The 22,252-nt window shown below is 58.8% G+C and carries 18 protein-coding genes; 10 read left to right on the plus strand and 8 right to left on the minus strand.

Going from position 1 to position 22,252, the window contains the following annotated elements; translation table 11 throughout:
- Positions 1-15: 15 nt before the first annotated feature.
- Positions 16-861: an AAA family ATPase gene (locus tag CLU80_RS20975; RefSeq protein WP_025110627.1), complete on the minus strand. Its 846-nt coding sequence runs from the start codon at positions 859-861 to the stop codon at positions 16-18.
- A gap of 288 nt (positions 862-1,149) precedes the next feature.
- Between CLU80_RS20975 and CLU80_RS20980 the strand changes: the two genes are divergently transcribed.
- Positions 1,150-1,446, plus strand: a complete 297-nt coding sequence (locus tag CLU80_RS20980) for a DUF2442 domain-containing protein (RefSeq protein WP_286079754.1) — start codon at positions 1,150-1,152, stop codon at positions 1,444-1,446.
- Here CLU80_RS20980 and CLU80_RS20985 read toward each other — a convergent pair.
- The gene (locus CLU80_RS20985) at positions 1,406-2,482 is read right to left on the minus strand and encodes a DUF748 domain-containing protein (protein WP_099758280.1); all 1,077 of its coding nucleotides are present in this window, start codon (positions 2,480-2,482) and stop codon (positions 1,406-1,408) included. The two genes, CLU80_RS20980 and CLU80_RS20985, sit on opposite strands and share 41 nt — an antisense overlap.
- A 127-nt stretch (positions 2,483-2,609) precedes the next feature.
- Here CLU80_RS20985 and cysK point away from each other — a divergent pair, with 127 nt between their 5' ends.
- Both cysK and CLU80_RS20995 read left to right on the plus strand, forming a co-directional pair.
- The gene (gene cysK, locus CLU80_RS20990) at positions 2,610-3,584 is read left to right on the plus strand and encodes a cysteine synthase A (RefSeq protein ID WP_007911289.1); all 975 of its coding nucleotides are present in this window, start codon (positions 2,610-2,612) and stop codon (positions 3,582-3,584) included.
- A 184-nt stretch (positions 3,585-3,768) separates the two neighbouring features.
- Entirely contained in the window at positions 3,769-4,707 is a 939-nt protein-coding gene (locus tag CLU80_RS20995) for an aspartyl/asparaginyl beta-hydroxylase domain-containing protein (protein ID WP_093438167.1), read from the plus strand.
- A gap of 56 nt (positions 4,708-4,763) precedes the next feature.
- Here CLU80_RS20995 and CLU80_RS21000 read toward each other — a convergent pair whose 3' ends face one another.
- Together CLU80_RS21000 and CLU80_RS21005 are read right to left on the minus strand one after the other, a co-directional pair.
- The gene (locus tag CLU80_RS21000) at positions 4,764-4,961 is read right to left on the minus strand and encodes a hypothetical protein (RefSeq protein ID WP_099758281.1); all 198 of its coding nucleotides are present in this window, start codon (positions 4,959-4,961) and stop codon (positions 4,764-4,766) included.
- Positions 4,958-5,464, minus strand: a complete 507-nt coding sequence (locus CLU80_RS21005; RefSeq protein WP_353616997.1) for a hypothetical protein — start codon at positions 5,462-5,464, stop codon at positions 4,958-4,960. Before CLU80_RS21005 ends, CLU80_RS21000 begins: the two co-directional genes overlap by 4 nt.
- A gap of 472 nt (positions 5,465-5,936) precedes the next feature.
- On the opposite strand from CLU80_RS21005, the gene CLU80_RS21010 reads away from it, so the two are divergent.
- On the plus strand, positions 5,937-6,800 hold the full coding sequence (locus CLU80_RS21010) for a DMT family transporter (protein WP_099758284.1): 864 nt from the start codon (positions 5,937-5,939) through the stop codon (positions 6,798-6,800).
- Positions 6,801-6,921: 121 nt separating this feature from the next.
- Here the strand turns inward: CLU80_RS21010 and CLU80_RS21015 are convergent, their stop codons facing one another.
- On the minus strand, positions 6,922-7,830 hold the full coding sequence (locus CLU80_RS21015) for a DMT family transporter (protein WP_093438149.1): 909 nt from the start codon (positions 7,828-7,830) through the stop codon (positions 6,922-6,924).
- A gap of 85 nt (positions 7,831-7,915) precedes the next feature.
- On the minus strand, positions 7,916-9,541 hold the full coding sequence (locus tag CLU80_RS21020; protein ID WP_099758285.1) for a methyl-accepting chemotaxis protein: 1,626 nt from the start codon (positions 9,539-9,541) through the stop codon (positions 7,916-7,918).
- Between the two features lie 398 nt (positions 9,542-9,939).
- On the opposite strand from CLU80_RS21020, the gene aceK reads away from it, so the two are divergent.
- The 5 genes from aceK to CLU80_RS21045 all read left to right on the plus strand — a co-directional run bounded on the left by aceK (position 9,940) and on the right by CLU80_RS21045 (position 18,285).
- A complete protein-coding gene (gene aceK / locus CLU80_RS21025; RefSeq protein WP_099758286.1) occupies positions 9,940-11,661 on the plus strand; it encodes a bifunctional isocitrate dehydrogenase kinase/phosphatase in 1,722 nt (573 codons plus the stop codon).
- 292 nt (positions 11,662-11,953) lie between these two features.
- The gene (hrpA, locus tag CLU80_RS21030) at positions 11,954-15,865 is read left to right on the plus strand and encodes an ATP-dependent RNA helicase HrpA (RefSeq protein ID WP_099758287.1); all 3,912 of its coding nucleotides are present in this window, start codon (positions 11,954-11,956) and stop codon (positions 15,863-15,865) included.
- 319 nt (positions 15,866-16,184) lie between these two features.
- The gene (locus tag CLU80_RS21035) at positions 16,185-17,306 is read left to right on the plus strand and encodes a beta-ketoacyl-ACP synthase III (protein ID WP_093438130.1); all 1,122 of its coding nucleotides are present in this window, start codon (positions 16,185-16,187) and stop codon (positions 17,304-17,306) included.
- Positions 17,307-17,443: 137 nt separating this feature from the next.
- Positions 17,444-18,055 carry an RNA polymerase sigma factor gene (locus CLU80_RS21040; RefSeq protein WP_093438125.1) on the plus strand — a complete coding sequence of 204 codons (612 nt, stop codon included), beginning with the start codon at positions 17,444-17,446 and terminating at the stop codon, positions 18,053-18,055.
- Positions 18,049-18,285 carry an anti-sigma factor family protein gene (locus CLU80_RS21045; protein WP_093438121.1) on the plus strand — a complete coding sequence of 79 codons (237 nt, stop codon included), beginning with the start codon at positions 18,049-18,051 and terminating at the stop codon, positions 18,283-18,285. Before CLU80_RS21040 ends, CLU80_RS21045 begins: the two co-directional genes overlap by 7 nt.
- Positions 18,286-18,428: 143 nt before the next feature.
- On the opposite strand, the gene CLU80_RS21050 is transcribed toward CLU80_RS21045, so the two are convergent.
- Positions 18,429-19,751 carry a putative porin gene (locus tag CLU80_RS21050; RefSeq protein WP_007914428.1) on the minus strand — a complete coding sequence of 441 codons (1,323 nt, stop codon included), beginning with the start codon at positions 19,749-19,751 and terminating at the stop codon, positions 18,429-18,431.
- A 282-nt stretch (positions 19,752-20,033) separates the two neighbouring features.
- On the opposite strand from CLU80_RS21050, the gene CLU80_RS21055 reads away from it, so the two are divergent.
- Positions 20,034-21,158: a GNAT family N-acetyltransferase gene (locus CLU80_RS21055; RefSeq protein ID WP_099758289.1), complete on the plus strand. Its 1,125-nt coding sequence runs from the start codon at positions 20,034-20,036 to the stop codon at positions 21,156-21,158.
- 116 nt (positions 21,159-21,274) lie between these two features.
- On the opposite strand, the gene aqpZ is transcribed toward CLU80_RS21055, so the two are convergent.
- Positions 21,275-21,967: an aquaporin Z gene (gene aqpZ / locus CLU80_RS21060; RefSeq protein WP_093438113.1), complete on the minus strand. Its 693-nt coding sequence runs from the start codon at positions 21,965-21,967 to the stop codon at positions 21,275-21,277.
- Positions 21,968-22,252: the final 285 nt, after the last annotated feature.

A 22,252-nucleotide genomic window follows, 5' to 3' on the forward strand; every position in this document is an offset into this window, starting at 1 on the left:
CCTGCTTACAAGTGCTTAGCGAGAGCCGCGACGGCTCATGAACGCCAGGCGCTCAAGCAATTGCACGTCCTGTTCGTTCTTCACCAAAGCACCGGCCAGTGGCGGAATCGCCTTGGTTGGATCGCGCTCGCGCAACACCGCTTCGCCGATGTTGTCGGCCATCAGCAGTTTCAGCCAGTCCACCAGCTCCGAGGTCGATGGCTTCTTCTTCAGGCCCGGCACCTTGCGCACGTCGAAGAACACGTCCAGCGCTTCGCTGACCAGATCCTTCTTGATGTCCGGGTAGTGCACGTCGACGATTTTTTGCAGGGTAGTGCGGTCGGGGAAAGCAATGTAATGGAAGAAGCAGCGGCGCAGGAAGGCGTCCGGCAGCTCTTTCTCGTTGTTGGAGGTAATGATGATGATCGGGCGTTTTTTCGCCTTGATGGTCTCGTCGATTTCGTAAACGTAGAACTCCATCTTGTCGAGTTCTTGCAGCAGGTCGTTGGGGAATTCGATGTCGGCCTTGTCGATTTCGTCGATCAGCAAAATGACCCGCTCCTCGGACTCGAAAGCCTCCCAGAGCTTGCCCTTCTTCAAGTAATTGCGCACGTCGTGGACTTTTTCGTTGCCCAATTGCGAGTCGCGCAGACGGCTGACCGCATCGTATTCGTAGAGACCCTGATGGGCCTTGGTGGTGGACTTGATGTGCCAGGTGATCAACTTGGCGCCGAACGATTCGGCCAGTTGCTCGGCGAGCATGGTCTTGCCGGTGCCCGGCTCGCCCTTGACCAGCAGTGGCCGTTCCAGGGTGATGGCGGCGTTGACTGCCAGCTTCAGGTCATCGGTGGCGACGTAGGCCTGGGTGCCTTCGAACTTCATCTGCTAATCCTCGAACGGTAACGCCGACCTGACGGGCAGGGCGGGGGCGAAATAATCGGATGCCCGACTATAACGCGCAGCCCGGTCGACTGTGAACGCAGACGGCTTATTCAGTCTCTGAATGGGGCGTCACATGTTGACTCAGTCTCGGCCGATGGCCAGTATTCAGGTATCGCCGATTTGGCGATAGCCTTCAGGATGTCCACTGAATCTGTGGCGAGGGAGCTTGTTCCCGCCGGGCTGCGAAGCAGTCCCCATATGCCTGGAGGCGCTGAATTGATGCTATCCATGAAACGACCACGCTTGGCGGCAGTTACTGCAGTCTCTGATTGCCGGCTTGCACTGGACTTTGTTGATGGTCGAGCGCTGACACTCGATTTAAGTCGAGATATTCAAACGTGTAAGCAGTTGCAGCCCTTGCTTGATCCCCAAGTCTTTGCGACTGCCATCTTGGGCGATAAAGGTTGGACCGTTGAATGGCCGGCCCCGGATATTCAGATTGGCGCCGATACTCTATATCTGGATGCTTTTCCAGAAATGAACTCTAACCCGCATCCGGCTTCGGCCGCTCATACCGGGCGTTGAGCGCCTGTATGAATCCATTGCGCAAAATCTGCAAAAACGCTTCGAACGCGCTGATGTTTTGCTGATGCACGTTACCGCTGAGTTCGACCTTGGTGGCGAACTGGTTTTTCGCCTGATTCTTCAGCACGGTTTCCGAGCCACCGACGATGGCTTCCCAGACCGAGCGGAAGATGCTTTTGTTCCTGTTTTCCACGTCCTGCTGCCAGTTGAACACTTCGACATCGCGCAGCAGCGGTTTGATGTAGCCGTTGACCTGGGCTTTTTTGGCTTGGGCTTCGATCACCACGTCACCGTGGCCTGCGTTGAAGTCGAACTTGCCGTAGGCCGAGGCGAAGTCGTTCATGCTCTTGAGTTCGATGTCTTTGGCGCGCAGGCGGAACTGGAAGTCTTCAAAATTGCTCAGCGGGTCGAAGGTGGCAGTGGTTTCCAGTGGCGCATGCCCGAGCAAAAGCGCTTTGCCTTCGAAACGCGCGTCACGTTTGCCCTGATTGTCGACCACGTTGGTCAGGTTGTAGATGCTGGCCTCGACGTTGGTGGCGTTCATATTGACCGGTGGCTTGGAGTTGAAATTGCGGAAAGTGATTTTGCCTTCGTGAATCTGGACCTCGTCGAGGGTAATCGGCAGCAATTTGCCCAGTTGTGCGCGCCAGTCGGTGCCTTGACCGGTTTGAGAGTTCTGCTTGTTGGCACCGCCGTCGACGAAGTTAACCTCAGGTTTGACGAATTTCACCTGGGCTACGACGGCATGGTCATACCACAGCGAATGCCAGCTGACCGCCAGATCGATCAGCGGTGCATTGACGAACGGCACCGGTACCTTGCCGTCGACCTTGACGATCTTCAGTCCATTGATCTTGTAGGCGCCGCGCCATAGGGCGAGGTCGACATCAGTGATCTGGCCCCGATAGTCACCCATGTCCGCCAGTTTGCCGTTCAGGTAGTCGCGCACCATGTAAGGCAGGGCGATGTGCAGTGCGATCAGCAGCACAACGACGACGGCGAAAATCCCTAGTGGCCAACTGTAGCGACGCTTCATGACGGCAATTCCCTGACGATGTAAGCGATTGACTGTTACGTCGCGCAGACGTTCGACCCGACTGGACTGTGATGGGCAACAGGCATACCTTGGAAGGCTGAATTCAACGCTGCATAAGGACCCAGCCATGAGCCGTATTTTTGCTGACAACGCCCATTCCATCGGTAATACGCCGCTGGTGCAGATCAACCGCATCGCACCGCGTGGCGTGACCATTCTGGCCAAGATCGAGGGGCGCAACCCCGGTTATTCGGTCAAGTGCCGGATCGGCGCCAACATGATCTGGGACGCCGAAAGCAGCGGCAAACTGAAGCCGGGCATGACCATTGTCGAACCGACGTCGGGCAACACGGGGATCGGTCTGGCCTTTGTTGCCGCGGCCCGTGGGTACAAGTTGATGCTGACCATGCCGGCCTCGATGAGCATCGAACGCCGTAAAGTCCTCAAGGCTCTGGGCGCCGAACTGGTGTTGACCGAGCCGGCCAAGGGCATGAAAGGCGCAATCGAGAAGGCGGCCGAAATCGTTGCCAGCGATGCCGACAAATATTTCATGCCGGCGCAGTTCGATAACCCGGCCAACCCCGCCATTCACGAAAAGACCACCGGTCCGGAAATCTGGAACGACACTGACGGTGCCGTCGATGTACTGGTAGCGGGCGTCGGCACCGGCGGAACCATCACCGGCGTTTCGCGGTATATCAAGAATACCCAAGGCAAACCGATTCTTTCGGTGGCCGTGGAGCCGATGTCGTCGCCGGTGATCACCCAGGCGCTGGCGGGTGAAGAAATCAAACCGAGCCCGCACAAGATTCAGGGGATCGGTGCCGGCTTTGTGCCGAAGAACCTGGATCTGTCGATGGTCGACCGGGTCGAGCAAGTCACCGACGAAGAGTCCAAGGCAATGGCCCTGCGCTTGATGCAGGAAGAGGGGATTCTATGCGGCATCTCCTGCGGTGCAGCGATGGCAGTCGCGGTGCGTTTGGCGGAGACGCCGGAGATGCAGGGCAAGACTATCGTGGTGATTCTGCCCGACTCCGGCGAGCGTTATCTGTCGAGCATGCTGTTCAGCGATCTGTTCACTGAGCAGGAGACTCAGCAGTAATCCAGTTGATTCAGATCAGCCGGGGTTCAGGATCGTTATGCTAATAAATGCTTTGTTGCGCAATTCTTAACACTGAATCTTGTGTAAGGCGGGTTTTGCCCGGCGCCGGTAGTGTTTATCATGGCCGGCTGCCATGCCGGGTAAAGGGCATTGCGCAGCGTTGTCTTTATTCAAGGAGTCGTTGATGACCTTTTCGTTAGCCGCCAAGGTATTGGTGCTGCTGCTGTTCGTGGGCAGCATCCTCTATGTGCATTTGCGCGGCAAGGCGCGTTTGCCGGTTCTGCGCCAGTTCGTCAACCACTCGGCGCTGTTCGCTCCGTACAACGCCCTGATGTATCTGTTCTCCGGCGTGCCGTCCAAGCCGTACCTGGATCGCAGCAAATTTCCGGAACTGGACGTGCTGCGCGACAATTGGGAAACCATTCGCGACGAGGCCATGCACCTGTTCGACGAGGGTTATATTCGCGCGGCAGAAAAGAACAACGACGCCGGCTTCGGCTCGTTCTTCAAGAAGGGCTGGAAACGTTTCTACCTCAAATGGTACGACAAACCGCTGCCATCGGCCGAAACCCTGTGCCCGAAAACCGTGGCGCTGGTCAGTGCGATTCCCAACGTCAAAGGCGCAATGTTCGCGCTGTTGCCGGGTGGCAGCCACTTGAACCCGCACCGCGATCCGTTCGCCGGCTCGCTGCGTTATCACCTCGGCTTGTCGACGCCGAACTCCGACGATTGCCGGATCTTTGTTGATGGTCAGGTTTATGCCTGGCGTGACGGTGAAGACGTAATGTTCGACGAGACCTACGTGCATTGGGTCAAGAATGAAACCGACCAGACCCGCGTGATCCTGTTCTGCGACGTCGAGCGTCCGCTGAGCAACCGCCTCATGACCCGCATCAACCGCTCCATCAGCGCCTGGCTCGGCCGTGCCACTGCACCGCAGAACCTTGATGATGAACGCGTCGGCGGGATCAACCAGGCCTACGCCTGGAGCAAGAACTTCAGCGACAAGTTCAGTGGCGTGGTCAAGCAGTGGAAACGCCGTCATCCGAAAGCCTACCGCGTGATGCGTCCGGTGCTGGCGGTGGTGGTATTGACGTTGTTGGGGTATTGGCTGTTTGGCTGAGGCTGGACAGGCAATGAAAAACCGCTCCTTGTGAGCGGTTTTTTATTATCTGCGAGTCAGCGCCGCCCAGCGAGAACGTTGGGTTCGTCTTCGATGCCTGTAATCAATAGCTGAAGAAAGCGCTGCTGATTGGCTGATAGTTCGGAGGAGATAAACTTTTCGTCCGTTTTGATTGATCTTTTCTTAGTAGGGGATTTTTTCACGGATTTACGCATGTTCCCGCCCTCGTTGATCATTACTTGAACAGTTTTCACGATACTTTACTCTCCACTGCGAGGACAAGGCGGCCTTCCAAATCAAATTTGAAGCCGAGTTTTGTATAAACAGGAATTGCTCCAGGTATCGGTTCCTGAACTTCAATGCACTTGCTACCGATTATTTGCGCAAACTCATCGATGGCCACCATCGACAAAAGCGCAATACGCTTTTTAAGCGGGTGAGGCACTCCGGACCGCCCCTCCAATCGTACGATCCGAATTCGCAGGGGGCTTTTGTTCGGATTGACGAAACACAGCCCGCACAGCTGTTCTTCAAACCAGATCGCGATATCCAGGGATAAAGGTTCTCGTGACTTCCATTCGGCAATCTCTCGCCAGCAAAAATGCGGATCATCCCAAAGCTCAAACGCATCTAGTGCTTTGGCATCGATAGGTTCAAAGCGTACTTTCGACAAGTCTTGTCCCGCTGGTAGCTGCAACAGAGCAGTGGCGATGCTTGCCTGCTTCCTGGCCAGCGACCGATACAACTGATAGCGCAAATACGTCCGCTCTCTTGGCATATGATTTCGAGCATTCCATGTCTCCCCATCGATAGGTGTTGCGGTTGCTCAAAAGCCTATTCAGCTCTCATGCATCCGTCGCTACTGGCCCTTTGTCCAAATCATTGCAATCCATGTCGCCCGCTGGTTATAGTCGGCGCTCGTGAGTCGTAAGCCTCACCTTCCACCCTCTCAAAAAAGATCTGCGCCAATGCCTGCATCCCTCATCAACGCGGTAGTCGATTCAGCGGTCAACGCTGGCGTCGTGCCGTGCGGGAATCAGCAGCCCAAGCAGATCAGTCATTACCCCCCCACCTGTCAGTAGCACGCCGGTGTGCGCAGTCGTATCACCGCCGGGCGTTGGTGTTTCGGGCTGATCGGCAGTTTTTGCTGACCCCTGCGCCCGCCAGAAAAACCTACTGAATTTCAGCTTCGGCTGAGTTGGCTTCTTGCCTGACTACAGGTGGTAATCATGTTTGTCCTGTCGAAAAAATCCGCGCTCGCGGCCGCGTCCACGAGCCTGTTCGTTCTGCTGTGGAGCAGCGGCGCGATCTTCTCCAAATGGGGGCTGGCCCACGCGTCACCATTTGCCTTTCTGCTAATTCGCTTCGCGATTGCCTTTTGCGGGCTCGTGCTGCTGGCGCCGTTGCTCAAGCTGAAGCTGCCCAAGGGCGGCAAACCGATGATGTTTGCGATTGCCACGGGTGTGGTGTTGTTGGGGGCCTATCAGATCTTTTATCTACTGGCCTTGAACAGCAAAGTCACTCCGGGCGTGATGGCGACCATCATGGGCGTGCAGCCGATTCTCACCGTGGTCTTGATGGAGCGGCAGCGCTCGGCGAGCCGGATGTTTGGTCTGGCCTTGGGGTTGGCGGGGCTGATCATGGTGGTTTACCAAGGCGTCGGTCTGGCCGGGATGTCCTTGGCGGGGATGCTGTTTGGTCTGCTGGCGCTGGCGAGTATGACGCTGGGCTCGATCATGCAGAAACGCATCACCGACAATCCTCTCGGTACGCTGCCGGTGCAGTACTTGGCCGGTCTGTTGTTATGCGGGATTTTCGTGCCGTTTCAGCCGTTCCACTTTGAGCACAGCACCGGTTTTATCGTGCCGGTGTTGTGGATGGGGCTGGTGGTGTCGGTGCTGGCGACGCTGTTGCTGTATCGGCTGATCGCGCGGGGCAATCTGGTCAATGTCACCAGTCTGTTTTACCTGGTGCCAGCGGTGACGGCAGTGATGGACTACCTGATTTTCGGCAATCGCCTGGCGGCGTTGAGTGTGCTGGGGATGCTGTTGATCATTGTCGGTCTGGCGTTTGTGTTCCGTAAAACCAGCTAACAGATCGTCAGGTGGCGGCTTTTAGGCCGCCGATCGCAAGCAGGCTCACTCCTACAGAGGAACGCATTCCAATCGTAGGAGTGAGCCTGCTCGCGATGGCCTTTTCGGCAACCGCACAAATTTATCGGGCCGGCGCCTCAGCCGGTTTCACCACCGCCGGCTTTAACACCAGCCACAACGCCAGCGCAATCAACACCCCGCCATAAATGTGCGCCATCGACAACGGCTCATCCAGCAGCAAAGCCCCCCACAACACCCCGAACGGCGGAATCATGAAGGTCACGGTCATCGACTTCACCGGCCCGATCGAGCTGAGCAGGCGGAAGTAAATGATGTAGGCAAACGCCGTGCAGCCAAGACCCAGGCCCAACAGCGACAGCCAGACATTCCAGCCGCCCCAACTGGCCGGCGGTGCGGTGATCACGCTATATCCAAACAGCGGTAACAGAAACAACGTCGCACCGAGCATGCTGCCCAGCGCCGACAGGCGACTGTCCAGACCACCAGCCTGATCCAGCCAGCGCCGTGCGAGGAAACCGGCAAAACCATAACAAGTGGTCGCCAGCAAACAGGCGAGGGCGCCCATCAACAATTGCAGATCGAACGCCACGGGACCGGCGCGGGTCAGCACGCCAACGCCGAACAGGCCGAGGAACACCCCGCCCAGTTTGGCTGCGGTGAGTTTTTCACTGAAGAACAACCCGCCAATCAGCACGCCCATGAGCGGCGTGGTGGCGTTGAAGATCGCCGAATAACCGGCCGGTAACACCTGGGCCGCGACCGAATACAGCGTCGCCGGAATCCCCGAGTTGATCACACCCAGCAGCATCACGGTTTTCAGTTTGCCTTTGAAATCCCAGCGTACGCGCATCAGCCCGAGGATCACCAGCAGGCCAAGGGCCGCAATCGACACGCGAAAGAATCCGGTCGGGATCGTGCCGATCACCGGCGCAATAATGCGCATGAACAGAAAACTTGCGCCCCAGATGGCCGCCAGCGACAACATACGGAAAATATCGACAGGGCTCACGGCGGGTCTCCTTCCTTGATCGGGACGAGAGTGTTGCCGAGCGCCCTGCCGAAGGCAACCGCTAATCGGGCATGCAACTGTTCGTTCAGATCACAAAGCGTGTGACCAGGCCGTTCAAGTCGACGGCCAGACGCGACAGTTCCTGGCTTGCGGCCGAGGTCTGGGTGGCGCCAGCGGCGGTCTGGGTCGAGAGGTCGCGGATGGTCACCAGATTCTGATCGACCTCGCGAGCGACCAAGGCCTGTTGCTCGGCTGCACTGGCGATCACCAGGTTGCGTTGGTTGATCTGCGAGATCGACGCGGTGATTTTCTCCAGCGCCTGACCTGCGCTGTTGGCCCGACGCAACGTCTGGCCAGCCTGTTCGGCACTGCTCTGCAGCGCGCCCACGGTCGACCCCGTACCTTGCTGGATGCTGCTGATCATCAGCTCGATTTCTTCCGTGGAATTTTGCGTGCGTTGTGCCAGCGAGCGCACTTCATCGGCCACCACCGCGAAACCGCGCCCGGCTTCACCGGCGCGGGCCGCTTCGATCGCCGCATTGAGCGCCAGCAGGTTGGTCTGTCCGGCAATCCCGCGAATCACTTCCAGCACTTTGCTGATGTCCTGTGCCTGCGTGGCCAGGCCTTCAGCTTGTGCTGAGGCGCCCAGTACGGCGTCGACCAGTTCTTGAATCGAGCTGATGGTTTCGCTGACCTGCACATGACCGTGCTTGCTGTCCTCGTTCGACGCGGCAGACGCCTCGGCGCTGGACACCGCGTTGGCCGCGACTTCGTCCACCGCGGTGCTCATCTCGGTCACTGCGGTGGCGGCTTGTTCGATCTGATCGTTCTGCTGTTGCAGGCCGCGAGTGCTTTGCTCCATCACCGAACTCATTTCCTCGGCCGCGGAAGCCAACTGCTGCGCCGATTCGCTGATGCCGCGAATGGTCGAGCGCAGATTGCCCTGCATCTCGGCCAAGGCGTTGAGCAAATGCGCAGCCTCATCTTTACCGGTGCTGACGATCTCGCCGCTGAGGTCGCCGGCAGCAATGCGCCGCGCCACATTCAGGGCCTGATTGATCGGGGTGGTGATGCTGCGTGTCAGTTGCCAGGCCAGCAGCAGCGTGGCAATCAGGGCAACCACGATGATGGTCGCGACGATCCACAATGCCCGTTGGTACATCGCTGCGGCGGCATCTGCGGCGGCGTCGGCACCTTGCTGATTGAACGCGATCATCTGCTCGAGGGTTTTGTCGAGCAGCGTTCCCTGTGGCGCCAGTTCATTGTTAAGCCGCGTGTAGGCCTGCTCACTTTGCCCGGCGTCGATCTGGCCGATGATCTGTTCGAGAATGCTCATGTACTTGGCGGTGTTGGCATTCAAACCGTCGAGCATCAGCCGTTCTTCTTCGCTGGTGAGCAGGGCTTTGTGATCGGCGAGGCGCTTGAGCAGTTCTTCGCGCTGCGCCTTGATGATGCCTTTGCTTCTGTCGCGCACAGCAGACTGGGTGCTGGTGATCAGGCGCAAGGATTCAAGACGGATGCTGGCGATGTTCGCCGCCGTGTCATGGATGCTCTCGATGCTTGGCATCCACGATTCTTCAATCACTGTTGCACTCTCGCGCAGGGTTTTCATCTGGCCCAGACCGAACAGGCCGACCACCACCAGCAGACCGGCCAAAACGGCAAAGCTCAAACTGGCGCGCAAACCTATGCGCAGATTCCGGATAGACATCAGTGTGCTCCTTGATCTTTGAGGGGGGAGGTCGTCCTCGTCAGCGAGGATCTTGTTATGAAGGGGGTAATGGCGGGCTGTATATCAAAGTGCCACTATTTTGGTAAGACCAATCTGGAAGCGTCGCCGTCGGTAGGTGCATTTGCAGTAAAGCCACGAGCTAGACGCGTTTGATCAGTATTGGATCCGAAGCCCAGAGAATTCGCGGCCTGGCGCAGGGCGGCCAGAAGGACCATCAAGGTGATTAACTGACCGAACGGTCGATTAAAAAAACTTTGCTAAAAACTGTGTCGCTGTACAACCCTGACGCGGATTTGGCAGAAATTGCACTTCACGCGCACACGCTTGCGTGGCTAAGCTCAGGCACAGATTTCCCCACGCACGCCGAGGTCTTATCTATGCCGCAGCAATGGCCAGCCACCGATATCGCCCGCATGATCCTCGATGGCTTTGACGATTACCGCGAGCATTTCCGGCGAATCACCGACGGCGCCCGGGAGCGCTTCGAGCAGGCGCGCTGGCAGGAGACGCAAACGGCGTCGGCGGCACGGATCAATCTCTACGAAGAAAAGGTCAGCGAAACCATCGCTCGCCTGCGCGAATACTTCGATGATGAAACGCTGATGAACGTCAGCTGCTGGCCGTTGGTGAAAAGTGCCTACATCAGCGTCATCGACCTGCGCTTCGATGATGAGTTGTCCGAGACCTGGTACAACTCGATTTTCTGCGGGCTGTTCAGCCACGACCTGATCAGCGACGGCTGCATGTTCATCCACACCACCCGCCCGAGCCTGCGCCGAGCCCGCGCCGCGCAAACCCGCACCTACAAACCGCAGGGGCAGTTGTCGGGGATGCTCGCGAGCATTTTTGCCGACTATCGCTTCAGCGAGGATTACGCCGATCTGCCGGGTGACCTGCGTCGCCTCGAAGCGCAACTGCGTGAGAACCTGCCGGACTGGGTGTGCAAGGATCCGGAGCTGAGCGTCGAGCTGTTTTCCTCGGTGTTGTACCGCAACAAGGGCGCCTATCTGGTTGGACGCATCTACACCCGCGACGAGCAATGGCCGCTGGTGATCCCGCTGTTGCATCGAGAAGGGCGCGGGATTCAGATCGACGCGTTGATCACCGACGAAGCCGATGTATCGATTATCTTCTCGTTCACCCGTTCGTATTTCATGGTCGATGTACCGGTGCCGGCGGAGTTCATCGGCTTCCTGCGGCGCATTCTGCCGGGCAAGCACATTGCCGAGCTGTACACCTCAATCGGCTTCTACAAGCACGGCAAGTCCGAGTTTTACCGCGCGCTGATCAATCACCTGGCCAACACCGATGATCAGTTCATCATGGCGCCGGGTGTGCGCGGCATGGTCATGAGCGTGTTTACGCTGCCGGGCTTCAACACCGTGTTCAAGATCATCAAGGACCGTTTCTCGCCGTCGAAAAACGTCGACCGCGCCACGGTGATCGAGAAGTACCGACTGGTGAAAAGCGTCGACCGGGTAGGGCGCATGGCTGATACCCAGGAGTTCGCCGATTTCCGCTTTCCGCTGAGCAAGTTTGATCCGGCGTGCCTGGAGGAGCTGCTGGAGGTGGCGCCGTCGACGGTGTCGGTCGAGGGCGACACGGTGTTGATCCGTCACTGCTGGACCGAGCGGCGGATGACCCCGCTCAACCTCTATCTGGAAAACGCCAACGATGCGCAGGTGCGTGAGGCGCTGGAGGATTACGGCTTGGCGATCAAGCAACTGGCGGCGGCGAACATCTTTCCCGGTGACATGCTGCTGAAGAACTTTGGCGTCACTCGCCACGGGCGCGTGGTGTTCTACGACTACGACGAAATCTGCTTCCTGACCGAAGCCAACTTCCGCCACATCCCGCAACCGCGCACACCGGAGGATGAAATGGCCTCGGAGCCGTGGTATTCGATCGGGCCGCTGGATGTCTTTCCCGAGGAGTTTCCGCCGTTTCTGTTTGCCGATTCGGGGCAGCGCAAGTTGTTCGATCAGTTGCATGGCGAGTTGTATAACGCCGATTACTGGAAGGGCTTGCAGGAGGCGATTCGGGCCGGGAAAGTCATTGATGTTTTCCCGTATCGGCGTAAAGGTCTCGATAACGAGTAGCTCTTTTAAAAAAACACCCTCACCCCAGCCCTCCCGAAACGTCGGACCGCCCGTAGGGAGAGGGGGCCGACCGAGGTGTCTTGCGCCAAACACCGACCTGAAAGAGCTTGGCGATTGTGGATTCGGTGATGCGCGTTCAGGTCGGCGAAGCTGGCAAAGTTGACTCGGTCGGTCCCCTCTCCCTTTGGGAGAGGGCTAGGGTGAGGGCAGCAATCCCCCTGACACGCCACAAATCCGCCAAATCTGCGACAATCCGCCCCCTGCATAAATAGACGACCGAATTGCCTACCCGATGACCGACGAATCGCCCTCCATCGACAAACTGCTGAAGAACCTCGATCACGCCATGCTCGCCGACCGTCACCGGCTGCGGCGACAGTTGCTTGAGCTGCGCAAGAAACCCGACGAGGCCAAACTGGCCCAGTGGGTGACGCGCATGCAGGCGTCCTGTGATCAGGTGCTGGCCCGCCGTGCCAGCCTGCCGGTGATTCGTTACGACGACAGTCTGCCGATTGCGGCCAAGCGCGACGAGATCAAGAAGGCGCTGGAAAAGCATCAAGTGCTGATCATCGCCGGCGAAACCGGCTCGGGCAAAACCACCCAGTTGCCAAAAATCTGTCTGGAAATCGGTCGCGGTCAGCACGGTCTGATCGGCCACACCCAACCACGTCGAATCGCTGCGCGCAGCGTCGCCAGCCGGGTCGCCGAAGAACTCGCTACGCCGCTCGGTGCGCTGGTCGGCTATCAGGTGCGTTTCGAGGATCAAAGCGATTCCAACACTCTGATCAAGCTGATGACCGACGGTATTCTGCTGGCGGAAACCCAGAACGATCGCTACCTCGAACGCTACGACACGATCATCGTCGACGAAGCCCACGAACGCAGCCTCAACATCGACTTCCTGCTCGGCTACCTGAAAACCCTGCTGCCGCGTCGCCCGGACCTGAAAGTCATCATCACTTCGGCGACCATCGATCTGGAGCGCTTCTCCAAGCACTTCGACGATGCGCCAATTGTCGAAGTCTCCGGCCGCACCTTCCCGGTGGACACCTGGTATCGCCCGCTGACCCTGGAGCAGGACGAAGAGGGCAACCGCGTCGAGGATGACCTGACGGTGGATCAAGCGATCCTCGCGACCCTTGACGAAATCGCCGCTTACGAGCGCAGCGAACGCCGCAGTCCGGGAGACGTGCTGGTATTCCTGCCCGGCGAGCGCGAGATTCGCGACGCCGCCGACATGCTGCGCAAGGCGCAACTCAAACACACGGAAATCCTGCCGCTGTACGCGCGCTTGTCGCCGGCCGAGCAGCAGCGGATTTTCCAGTCGCACCCGGGCCGTCGCGTGGTGCTGGCGACCAACGTTGCCGAGACCTCGTTGACCGTGCCGGGCATCCGTTACGTGATCGACAGCGGCACCGCGCGCATCAGTCGCTACAGCTATCGCGCCAAGGTCCAGCGTCTGCCGATCGAGGCGATTTCCCAGGCCAGCGCCAATCAGCGTAAAGGTCGTTGCGGGCGGGTTGAGCCGGGCATTTGTATTCGGCTGTACAGCGAAGAAGATTTTAACGGGCGCCCGGAATTCACCGATCCAGAGATTCTGCGCACCAACCTCGCTGCCGTGATTCTGCAGATGCTGCATCTGCGTCTCGGCGAGATCACCGCATTCCCGTTCATCGAGCCGCCGGATGGCAAGGCGATCAGCGACGGTTTCAACCTGCTGCAAGAACTCTCGGCGGTTGACCGCAACAGTCAGCTGACCCCGCTCGGTCGCCAACTGGCGCGCCTGCCGGTCGACCCGCGCATGGGCCGTATGCTGCTTGAAGCAGCCAAGCTCGGCAGTTTGCAGGAAGTGCTGATCGTCGCCAGTGCGATGTCGATTCAAGACCCGCGCGAGCGTCCGCCGGAGCGTCAGCAAGCTGCCGATCAGGCCCACGCGCAATGGAAAGACACCGACTCGGACTTCGCCGGACTGGTCAATCTGTGGCGCGGTTTTGAAGAGCAGCGCCAGGCGCTGACCGCCAGCCCGTTGCGTAACTGGTGCCGGAAGAATTTCCTCAACTATCTGCGTCTGCGCGAGTGGCGCGACTCGCATCGGCAGTTGAGCCTGATCTGCCGCGACATGCAGCTGAGCCTCAACAAAGAGCCGGCGGATTACCCGAAACTGCACAAAGCGGTGCTGGTCGGGTTGCTTAGCCAGATCGGTCAGAAAACCGAGGATGGCGATTACCTCGGCGCGCGTCAGCGACGTTTCTGGATTCACCCGTCGTCGGGCATCGGCAAGAAGCGCCCGCAGTGGCTAATGACCGCCGAACTGGTGGAAACCACCAAGCTTTATGCACGCATGGTCGCCAAGATCGACGCCGACTGGATCGAGCCGCTGGCTGGGCACTTGATCAAGAAAAACCACTTTGAACCGCATTGGGAAAAGAAGCGCGGCCAGGTCGTGGCCTATGAGCAGATCACTTTGTTCGGGCTGATCGTGGTCGGCCGCCGGCCGGTGCATTACGGTCCGGTGGATCCCGTGGTTTCTCGCGAGCTGTTCATTCGCGAAGGCTTGGTGCGTGGCGAGATTCAATCGAAAGCCAAGTGCCTGACCGCCAACAAACAGTTGCTCGAACAGCTCGACGAACTGGAAGCCAAGGCCCGTCGTCGCGACATTCTCGCGGATGAAGAAACCCTGTACGCGTTCTACGACGCGCGGTTGCCGGCGGAGATTCACCAGACCGCCACCTTCGACAGTTGGTACCGCATCAACAGCCAGAAGAATCCGCAGTTGTTGATCATGCGCGAAGAAGACGTGCTGGCCCGCGAAGCCAGTGAAGTCACCGCGCGGGATTACCCGGACACGCTGCACATCGGCGATCTGGAACTGGCGCTGACTTATCACTTCGAGCCCAATCATCCGCGCGACGGCGTGACCCTGCGCGTGCCGGCCCCGCTGTTGCCGATGCTGCCACCGGAACGCCTGGAATGGCTGGTGCCGGGGCTGATCGAGGCCAAGTGCATCGCCCTTGTGCGCAACCTGCCGAAGGCCTTGCGCAAGAACTTCGTGCCGGTGCCGGACTTCATCAAAGCTGCGCTGCAACGCATGACCTTTGCCGAGGGTTCGTTGCCGCAAGCGCTCGGTCGCGAACTGCTGCGCATGACTGGCGCGCGGGTCAGTGACGAGGCGTGGGCCGAAGCCGAGCAAGGCGTCGAGGGGCATCTGCGGATGAACCTGGAAATTGTCGACGGCCAAGGCAAATTCCTCGGCGAAGGTCGCGATCTGGCCGAGCTGACCGCACGGTTTGCCGAAGCCAGTCAGGCCGCGCTGGCGGTGCCGCAGAGTGCGAAAAGTCAGCAACCGGTGGAGGCCAAGGTCTTCGCACCGGTGGCGGAAAAGACTCAACAGAAGATCGCCGGGCTGTCGATGACGGTATATCCGGCGCTGGTTGAAGAGGGCGGCACGGTCAAGGAGGGACGTTTCTCGACTCCGGCCGAAGCCGAATTCCAGCATCGTCGCGCCTTGCAGCGGTTGTTGATGCAGCAACTGGCGGAACCGGCCAAGTTCCTGCGTGGCAAGTTGCCGGGGCAGACTGAGCTGGGCTTGCTCTATCGCGAGTTGGGCCGGGTTGATGCGCTGGTTGAAGACATTCTGCTGGCGAGCCTCGACAGCTGCATTCTCGAAGGCGAAGACCCGTTGCCCCGCGACGGCGCTGGTTTGGCGGCACTGGCCGAGCGCAAACGCGGCAACTGGACCGAGCACGCCGAGCGCGTGGCGCGCCTGACGCTGGAAATTCTCAAGCTGTGGCACGGCCTGCAAAAGCGCTTCAAGGGCAAGATCGATCTGGCCCAGGCCGTGGCGCTCAATGACATCAAGCAGCAAATCAACAATCTGGTGTATCCGGGGTTTGTCCGCGAAACGCCGATGCAGTGGCTTAAGGAGTTGCCGCGTTACCTGAAAGCGGTCGAGCAGCGCTTCGAAAAGCTCGGCGCGCAGGTGCAGAAGGATCGCGTCTGGAGCGGCGAACTCGCCGGCCTCTGGGGGCAATACCAGACTCGCGCGGCGAAACATGCTCAGGAAGGCAAACGCGATCCGCAGCTTGAGCTGTATCGCTGGTGGCTGGAGGAATACCGGGTGTCGCTGTTCGCCCAGCAGTTGGGGACGAAAGTACCGATTTCCGACAAACGCCTTAACAAGCAGTGGACCCAGGTCGAACCGTAACGCTGATCGTTCCCACGCTCTGCGTGGGAATGCCTCTGGGGACGCTCCGCGTCCAGTGACGCGGAGCGTCACGGGCTGCATTCCCACGCAGGAGCGTGGGAACGATCATCCGTGTTGATCTTGAGAAAGGCGCCAAAACCCCGCGTTTATGGCAAACTTCGCCACCATAAACGCCGGTTTCGCGACCCAGAGCCTTCGGCCGGTTCGCGCGACGGAATAAAGCGATGCCAGGTTTGCGTCCCCCGGATGGGAATAGACCCTTTGTGTGTTGGTACGACGGTTCCAGCACTTTCTGCCTGAACAGATTAGAGAAACGACCATGCATAACGTCGTCATCAGCGGCACCGGCCTGTACACCCCGGCCAACAGCATCTCCAATGAAGAGCTGGTGCAGTCTTTCAACGCCTACGTCGCCCAGTTCAACGCCGACAACGCCGAGGCCATTGCCCGCGGCGAGGTCCAGGCCCTGACCGAATCCAGCGCCGCGTTCATCGAAAAAGCCTCAGGCATCAAGAGCCGCTTTGTCATGGACAAGGATGGCATCCTCGACCCACAACGCATGGCCCCGCGCTTGCCGGAGCGTTCCAACGACGAATGGTCGGTGCTTTGCCAGATGGCCATCGGCGCTGCCGAACAGGCCCTGCAACGTGCCGGCAAAACTGCTGCCGACATCGACGGCGTGATCGTTGCCTGTTCCAACCTGCAGCGCGCCTACCCGGCCATCGCCATCGAAGTCCAGGAAGCCCTGGGCATTCAGGGTTTCGGTTTCGACATGAACGTGGCCTGTTCCTCGGCGACTTTCGGCATCCAGGCTGCTGCCAACAGCGTGCAGCTGGGCCAGGCCCGGGCGATCCTGATGGTCAACCCGGAAGTCTGCACCGGTCACCTGAACTTCCGTGACCGCGACAGCCACTTCATCTTCGGCGATGCGGCGACTGCAGTGATCATCGAGCGCGCTGAGACAGCGACGTCCAAACACCAGTTCGATGTGGTCAGCACCAAGCTGCTGACCAAGTTCTCCAACAACATCCGCAACAATTTCGGGTTCCTCAACCGCGCGGCGGAAGAGGGCATTGGTGCCCGCGACAAACTGTTCGTGCAGGAAGGCCGCAAGGTGTTCAAGGATGTCTGCCCGATGGTTGCCGAGCTGATCGGCGAACATCTGCAAGAGAACCAGCTTAACGTCGGCGACGTGAAGCGCTTCTGGCTGCACCAGGCCAACCTGAGCATGAATCACCTGATCGTGCGCAAGTTGCTGGGTCGCGAAGCCACTGAAGAAGAAGCCCCGGTGATTCTCGACACCTACGCCAACACCAGCTCTGCGGGTTCGGTGATTGCTTTCCACAAGTATCAGGATGATCTGGCTGCCGGTTCGCTGGCGGTGTTGAGTTCGTTCGGTGCAGGCTATTCGATCGGTAGCGTGATTCTGCGCAAGCGTTGAAAATCGGTTTAATTTCCACCTGATCGCGCCGACCTTTCCTACATCCGAATCGGCTCAAACGCTGTAATTTTTCGGAAATGGCGGCAGGTGAAGACCTGCCGCTATCATTTTCGGAATCGGCACAAGGAGATTTTTGGATGGCGGCTGACGACACCCAACTGCTTGCGCGCCTGCTGGCGGGTGAGCAAAAGGCTTTCAAGGAACTGGTGACGACGTATCAGAGCGCTATGCGCGCCGTGGCGTATGCGATTGTCGGCCAGCGTCATGTCGAAGAAGTGGTGCAGGACGCCTGGTTGTCGGTGGTGCGCCACATCGCCAGCTTCGAAGGCCGCTCCAGTCTCAAGACCTGGCTGTTGACCATCACGGCCAACTCGGCCAAAAGCCGTTATAAACAAAATCGCCGGGAAGTGTTGATGGATGATCTGCCGTCACCTCATGGCACGATCGACGATGACCGCTTTTCTCCCGGTGACGGCCATTGGCTGGTTGCCCCGTTCGCCTGGCATCAGGACACCCCGGAAGCCTTGCTGACCGAAGGTGAATTGCGTGACTGTCTGGAGCACACCCTGCTGAACCTGTCGGAACTGCAAAGCAGCGTTTTGTTGTTGCGCGAACGCCAAGGGCTGGAGCTGGAGGAGATCTGTAATCTTCTGGAGATCTCGCTCTCCAATGTCCGTGTGCTGCTGCATCGTGCGCGGCTGAAAGTCTTCGCGACCGTGGAGCATTTTGAGGAGACAGGGGAATGCTGACCTGTAAGGAACAAGTGGCGCGCTCCAGCGATTATCTCGATGGCCAATTGAGCTTTCGTGAAAAACTGATGGTGCGCCATCACCTGATGTTTTGCCCGAACTGTCGGCGTTTCATTCGTCAGATGCGTTTGATGCAAGCGACCTTGAAGGCGATGCCGGAGAAACCGGAAGAGGGTGTGGACGCGCTGGCTGAGCGTCTGGCTACGCAGAGGCGGGACGATAGCCCGTAAAAACACAGCCCGGTGCAGCGCCAGCGAACGGATGATGGGGATCGCTGTAACTGCACCGGGCTGCAGGAAAATCAGCTTCGATCGGCAAATCGCAAGGGGAGCCGTGACTTGCGGCTTGTCGCTCGAAGCTTGTAGCTGTTTTCTTAGAACTTGGCTTCCGCGTCCAGCTGCAAGGTGTTGGCGTCAGCGTCACGCTGGGTACGGCTGGCGAAATCGGCCTTGGTCAGGAAGTAGGTAGCGCCAATGGCGAAGTTCTTGTCGATGTCGTAACCGACCTTGAACTTGTGGCCACGGGAACCGGTGGTGCCGTTGGCGAAGTCGGAGTCGGTGAAAGCGCCGACTACGGCGTTGCGCTGCACGTCACGATAGTTGTAATCGAGGTTCAGGCCGAAGACTTTCGACTTGGCACCCAACAGCCACGCGGTGTCCTGATCGGTCACGGCATCGTTGTTCTTCACGTACTGACCGTAGAACGACAGTGGCATTGGCAGACCGCCGATGTCGACCTGGCTGAAGCCTTCATACAGACGGAATTCGTTGTTGGCCGAGTTGCCGTTGACCGCCAGTGCGCACGGTGTGGAAGTGCCGGTGCAGCGGCTGTCTTCGTCGTTCTGGTAGGCATAGACACTACCGCCCAGAGTCACTTTCAAGTTGTCGGTGATGTTGAAGCGGCTACCCAACTGGCCGGCGGTCAGACGCAGGTCGTGACGGAATTGCACGCCATCGCCATCGACGTTGTCCTTGAGGTTGTAGTTACCCAGGCTGCCGAACAGTTCGGCGCTGCTGCCCAACGGGTATTTGTAGGTAACGGCCAGACCTTCCGGGTTGATGTCGCTATCCCAGATCACGTCGCCCATGCTGACCCACGGCTGGAGCATCTTGCCGCCGATGATGTGCAGGTTCTTGATCTGGTCAGGGTGGTAGTCGATGTAGCCCAGATCCAGCCAGATCTGCTTCTTGTCGAAGTAGTTGTCCTGGTCCTGGTTGGTCGAACGGGCATCATCGCCGCCGCCGGTGGCGATACGGATACCGGTGTCGACTTGCGGGTTGATCTCGGTGTAGGCACCCAGACGGGCGCGGATGCGCTGACGGTCCTTGTCGCGGCCACCGTTGTTCGGTTCGCCGTCGATCTTGATGGTCTCCTGACGGATACGCACATCGCCCTTGAATTGGGTCTTGGCTGCCCAGGCGAGTTTCTGGTCGAAGACGCTTTGTTCGTTGGTTTTCTTCGCAACAGCGGCGACTTGTTCGTTGGTCTCTTGCTGCGCCTGCTGCGCGATTTGCTGAGCCTTCTGATCCTTGGCCAGTTCAGTTTGCAGTTCGATGTACTGCGCCTGGGAAATGGAACCGTTAGCCTTGAGCATGTCGAGCAGTTTGGCGTCGACTGCAGCACTGGCCGGAACACTCATGGCCAGCAACAAGCCACCGCACAGGGCCGCCGCAGTTTTCGTGGAAGCAAGACGCATAGCAATCTCCGAAGATGAGAGGGGATGGCACAACCATCCGGGGCACAACCGACGATTCGAGCGTCGGAAAACAGTGTCCGGGTAGAACCCGGCGCTCTAAAAACAGGCGCCAGTATCGCGATGGTTTATGACAGAGCAGTGGCACAGTGATGGCAGGTTGATGACGATATCGATTTGTCCTGAACTATTGATCTAGAGCGCTGTCGGCCGATTGCGGGTGTGCAATGCCACGCAATCGGCGATACTCGCCGGGCGCTGAAGTCTTGTTGTGGAGAGCTGTCGATGCCGTTGCAATGCCTGCAAAACCTGTCGCAAATCGCTCCGGCAACCTGGGATGCGCTGGTGCCTGAAAGCCAGCCATTTCTGCGCCACGCTTTTCTCAGTGCACTGGAAGACAGTGGCAGCGTTGGCCCTCACACCGGCTGGCAACCTGAGCATTTGCTGCATATTGAAGGTGATCGACTGATCGCCGCACTGCCCAGTTATCGCAAGTGGCATTCCTACGGCGAGTACGTGTTCGATCATGGCTGGGCCGACGCCTGCGCCCGCGCCGGCATCGATTACTACCCCAAGCTGTTGAGCGCCGTGCCGTTCAGCCCGGTCAGCGGCCCGCGCTTGTTGGCGGCCAATGTCGAAGACGGTTTCGAGCTGCTCAAGAGCCTGCCCGGTTACCTGGAAATCGAAGGGCTTTCCAGCGCGCACATCAACTTCACGGATCCTTTCACCGACGCTGCAATGGCCGAGCAACCAGGCTGGCTGCAACGTATTGGCTGTCAATATCACTGGCAGAATCGCGGGTATCGCGACTTTCAGGATTTCCTCGACGTACTCAGTTCGCGCAAGCGCAAACAGATGCGCAAGGAACGCGAGCAAGTGGCGGGGCAGGGCTTTGCGTTTGAATGGCTGGAGGGGCGCGAGCTGGACGAGGCGCAGTGGGATTTTGTCTACGCTTGCTACGCCAATACCTATGCGGTGCGGCGTCAGGCACCGTACCTGACGCGGGAGTTTTTCAGTCTGCTGGCCGAGCGTATGCCCGAGGCGATCCGCGTGGTACTGGCCAAACAAGGCTCACGGCCGGTGGCGATGGCCTTCAGTCTGGTCGGTGGCGACAGTTTCTACGGGCGCTATTGGGGCTGTCTGGCGGAGTTTGATCGGCTGCACTTTGAGACGTGTTTTTACCAGGGCATGGATTACGCGATCGCGCAGGGTTATCAGCGTTTCGATGCCGGGGCGCAGGGCGAGCACAAACTGATTCGTGGGTTTGAACCGGTGATCACCCATTCATGGCATTACTTGCGTCATCCGGGGTTGAAAGCGGCGGTTAAGGATTTCCTGAAACAGGAACGCGCCGGCGTCCTCGCTTATGCCGAAGAAGCGAAAACCGCGTTGCCTTATCGCCAAACCTAGATCCCTTGTGGGAGCGAGCTTGCTCGCGAAAGCGGTGTTGCAGTGACATGGATATCAGCTGACACACCGCCTTCGCGAGCAAGCTCGCTCCCACATTTGTTTTGTGTATGCCTTGGCTACTCTTCTTTGCCCAACCAGCGATAGATCCCGCCACCGACCACCGCGCCAATCAACGGTGCGACCCAGAACATCCACAACTGCGCAATCGCCCAGCCGCCGACCATCAGTGCCGGTCCCGTGCTACGGGCCGGGTTCACCGAGGTGTTGGTGACGGGAATCGAGATCAGGTGAATCAGCGTCAGGCCCAGGCCGATGGCGATCGGTGCCAGCCCCGGTGGTGCGCGTCTATCGGTCGCGCCCAGAATGATGATCACGAACATCGCCGTCATCACCAGCTCGGTCACAAACCCTGCCGCCATGGAATACTTCCCCGGCGAATGCTCACCATAACCATTGGAAGCGAGGCCTGCAGCGATATCGAAACCCTCCTTGCCGCTGGCGATATGCGCGATCAGCGCCGCCGCGAGAATCGCGCCAAGCACCTGCGCGATGATGTAGGCGGGCAACTCTTTGGCCGGAAACCGACCGCCGACGAACAGACCGACCGACACGGCCGGGTTTAGGTGACATCCGCTGATGTGACCGATGGCGAATGCCATGGTCAGCACCGTCAGACCAAACGCCAGGGCCACCCCCAGCACCCCGATTCCCAACGGTGAAGACGCGGCGATCACCGCGCTGCCGCAACCACCCAATACTAACCAGAACGTACCCAACAACTCAGTGACTGAACGTTTGAACAGAGACATGAGAGGCGTCCTTGATAGCCCTGCTATCGAGACTGCATCGAGTTGTGCATCCCTGCAGATTTACGACAGGTTTCGTGCCGAAACCTTGGCTGAGTACAGCAGGCTTTCTGCGGATTTCCAGCAGCCACAAAAAAACCGCCAGCGCCCTTGGTTTGCGGGCTGTGGCGGCCTTGTGAGCTGTTGCATGTCCATTGTGGGAGCGAGCTTGCTCGCGAAAGCGGTGGATCAGCAACGCAAGTGGCGACTGATACGACGCTTTCGCGAGCAAGCTCGCTCCCACAGGGA

Origin of the sequence: Pseudomonas sp. 29 (assembly GCF_002754355.1) — a bacterium.
Classification (GTDB): Bacteria; Pseudomonadota; Gammaproteobacteria; order Pseudomonadales; family Pseudomonadaceae; genus Aquipseudomonas; species Aquipseudomonas neuropathica.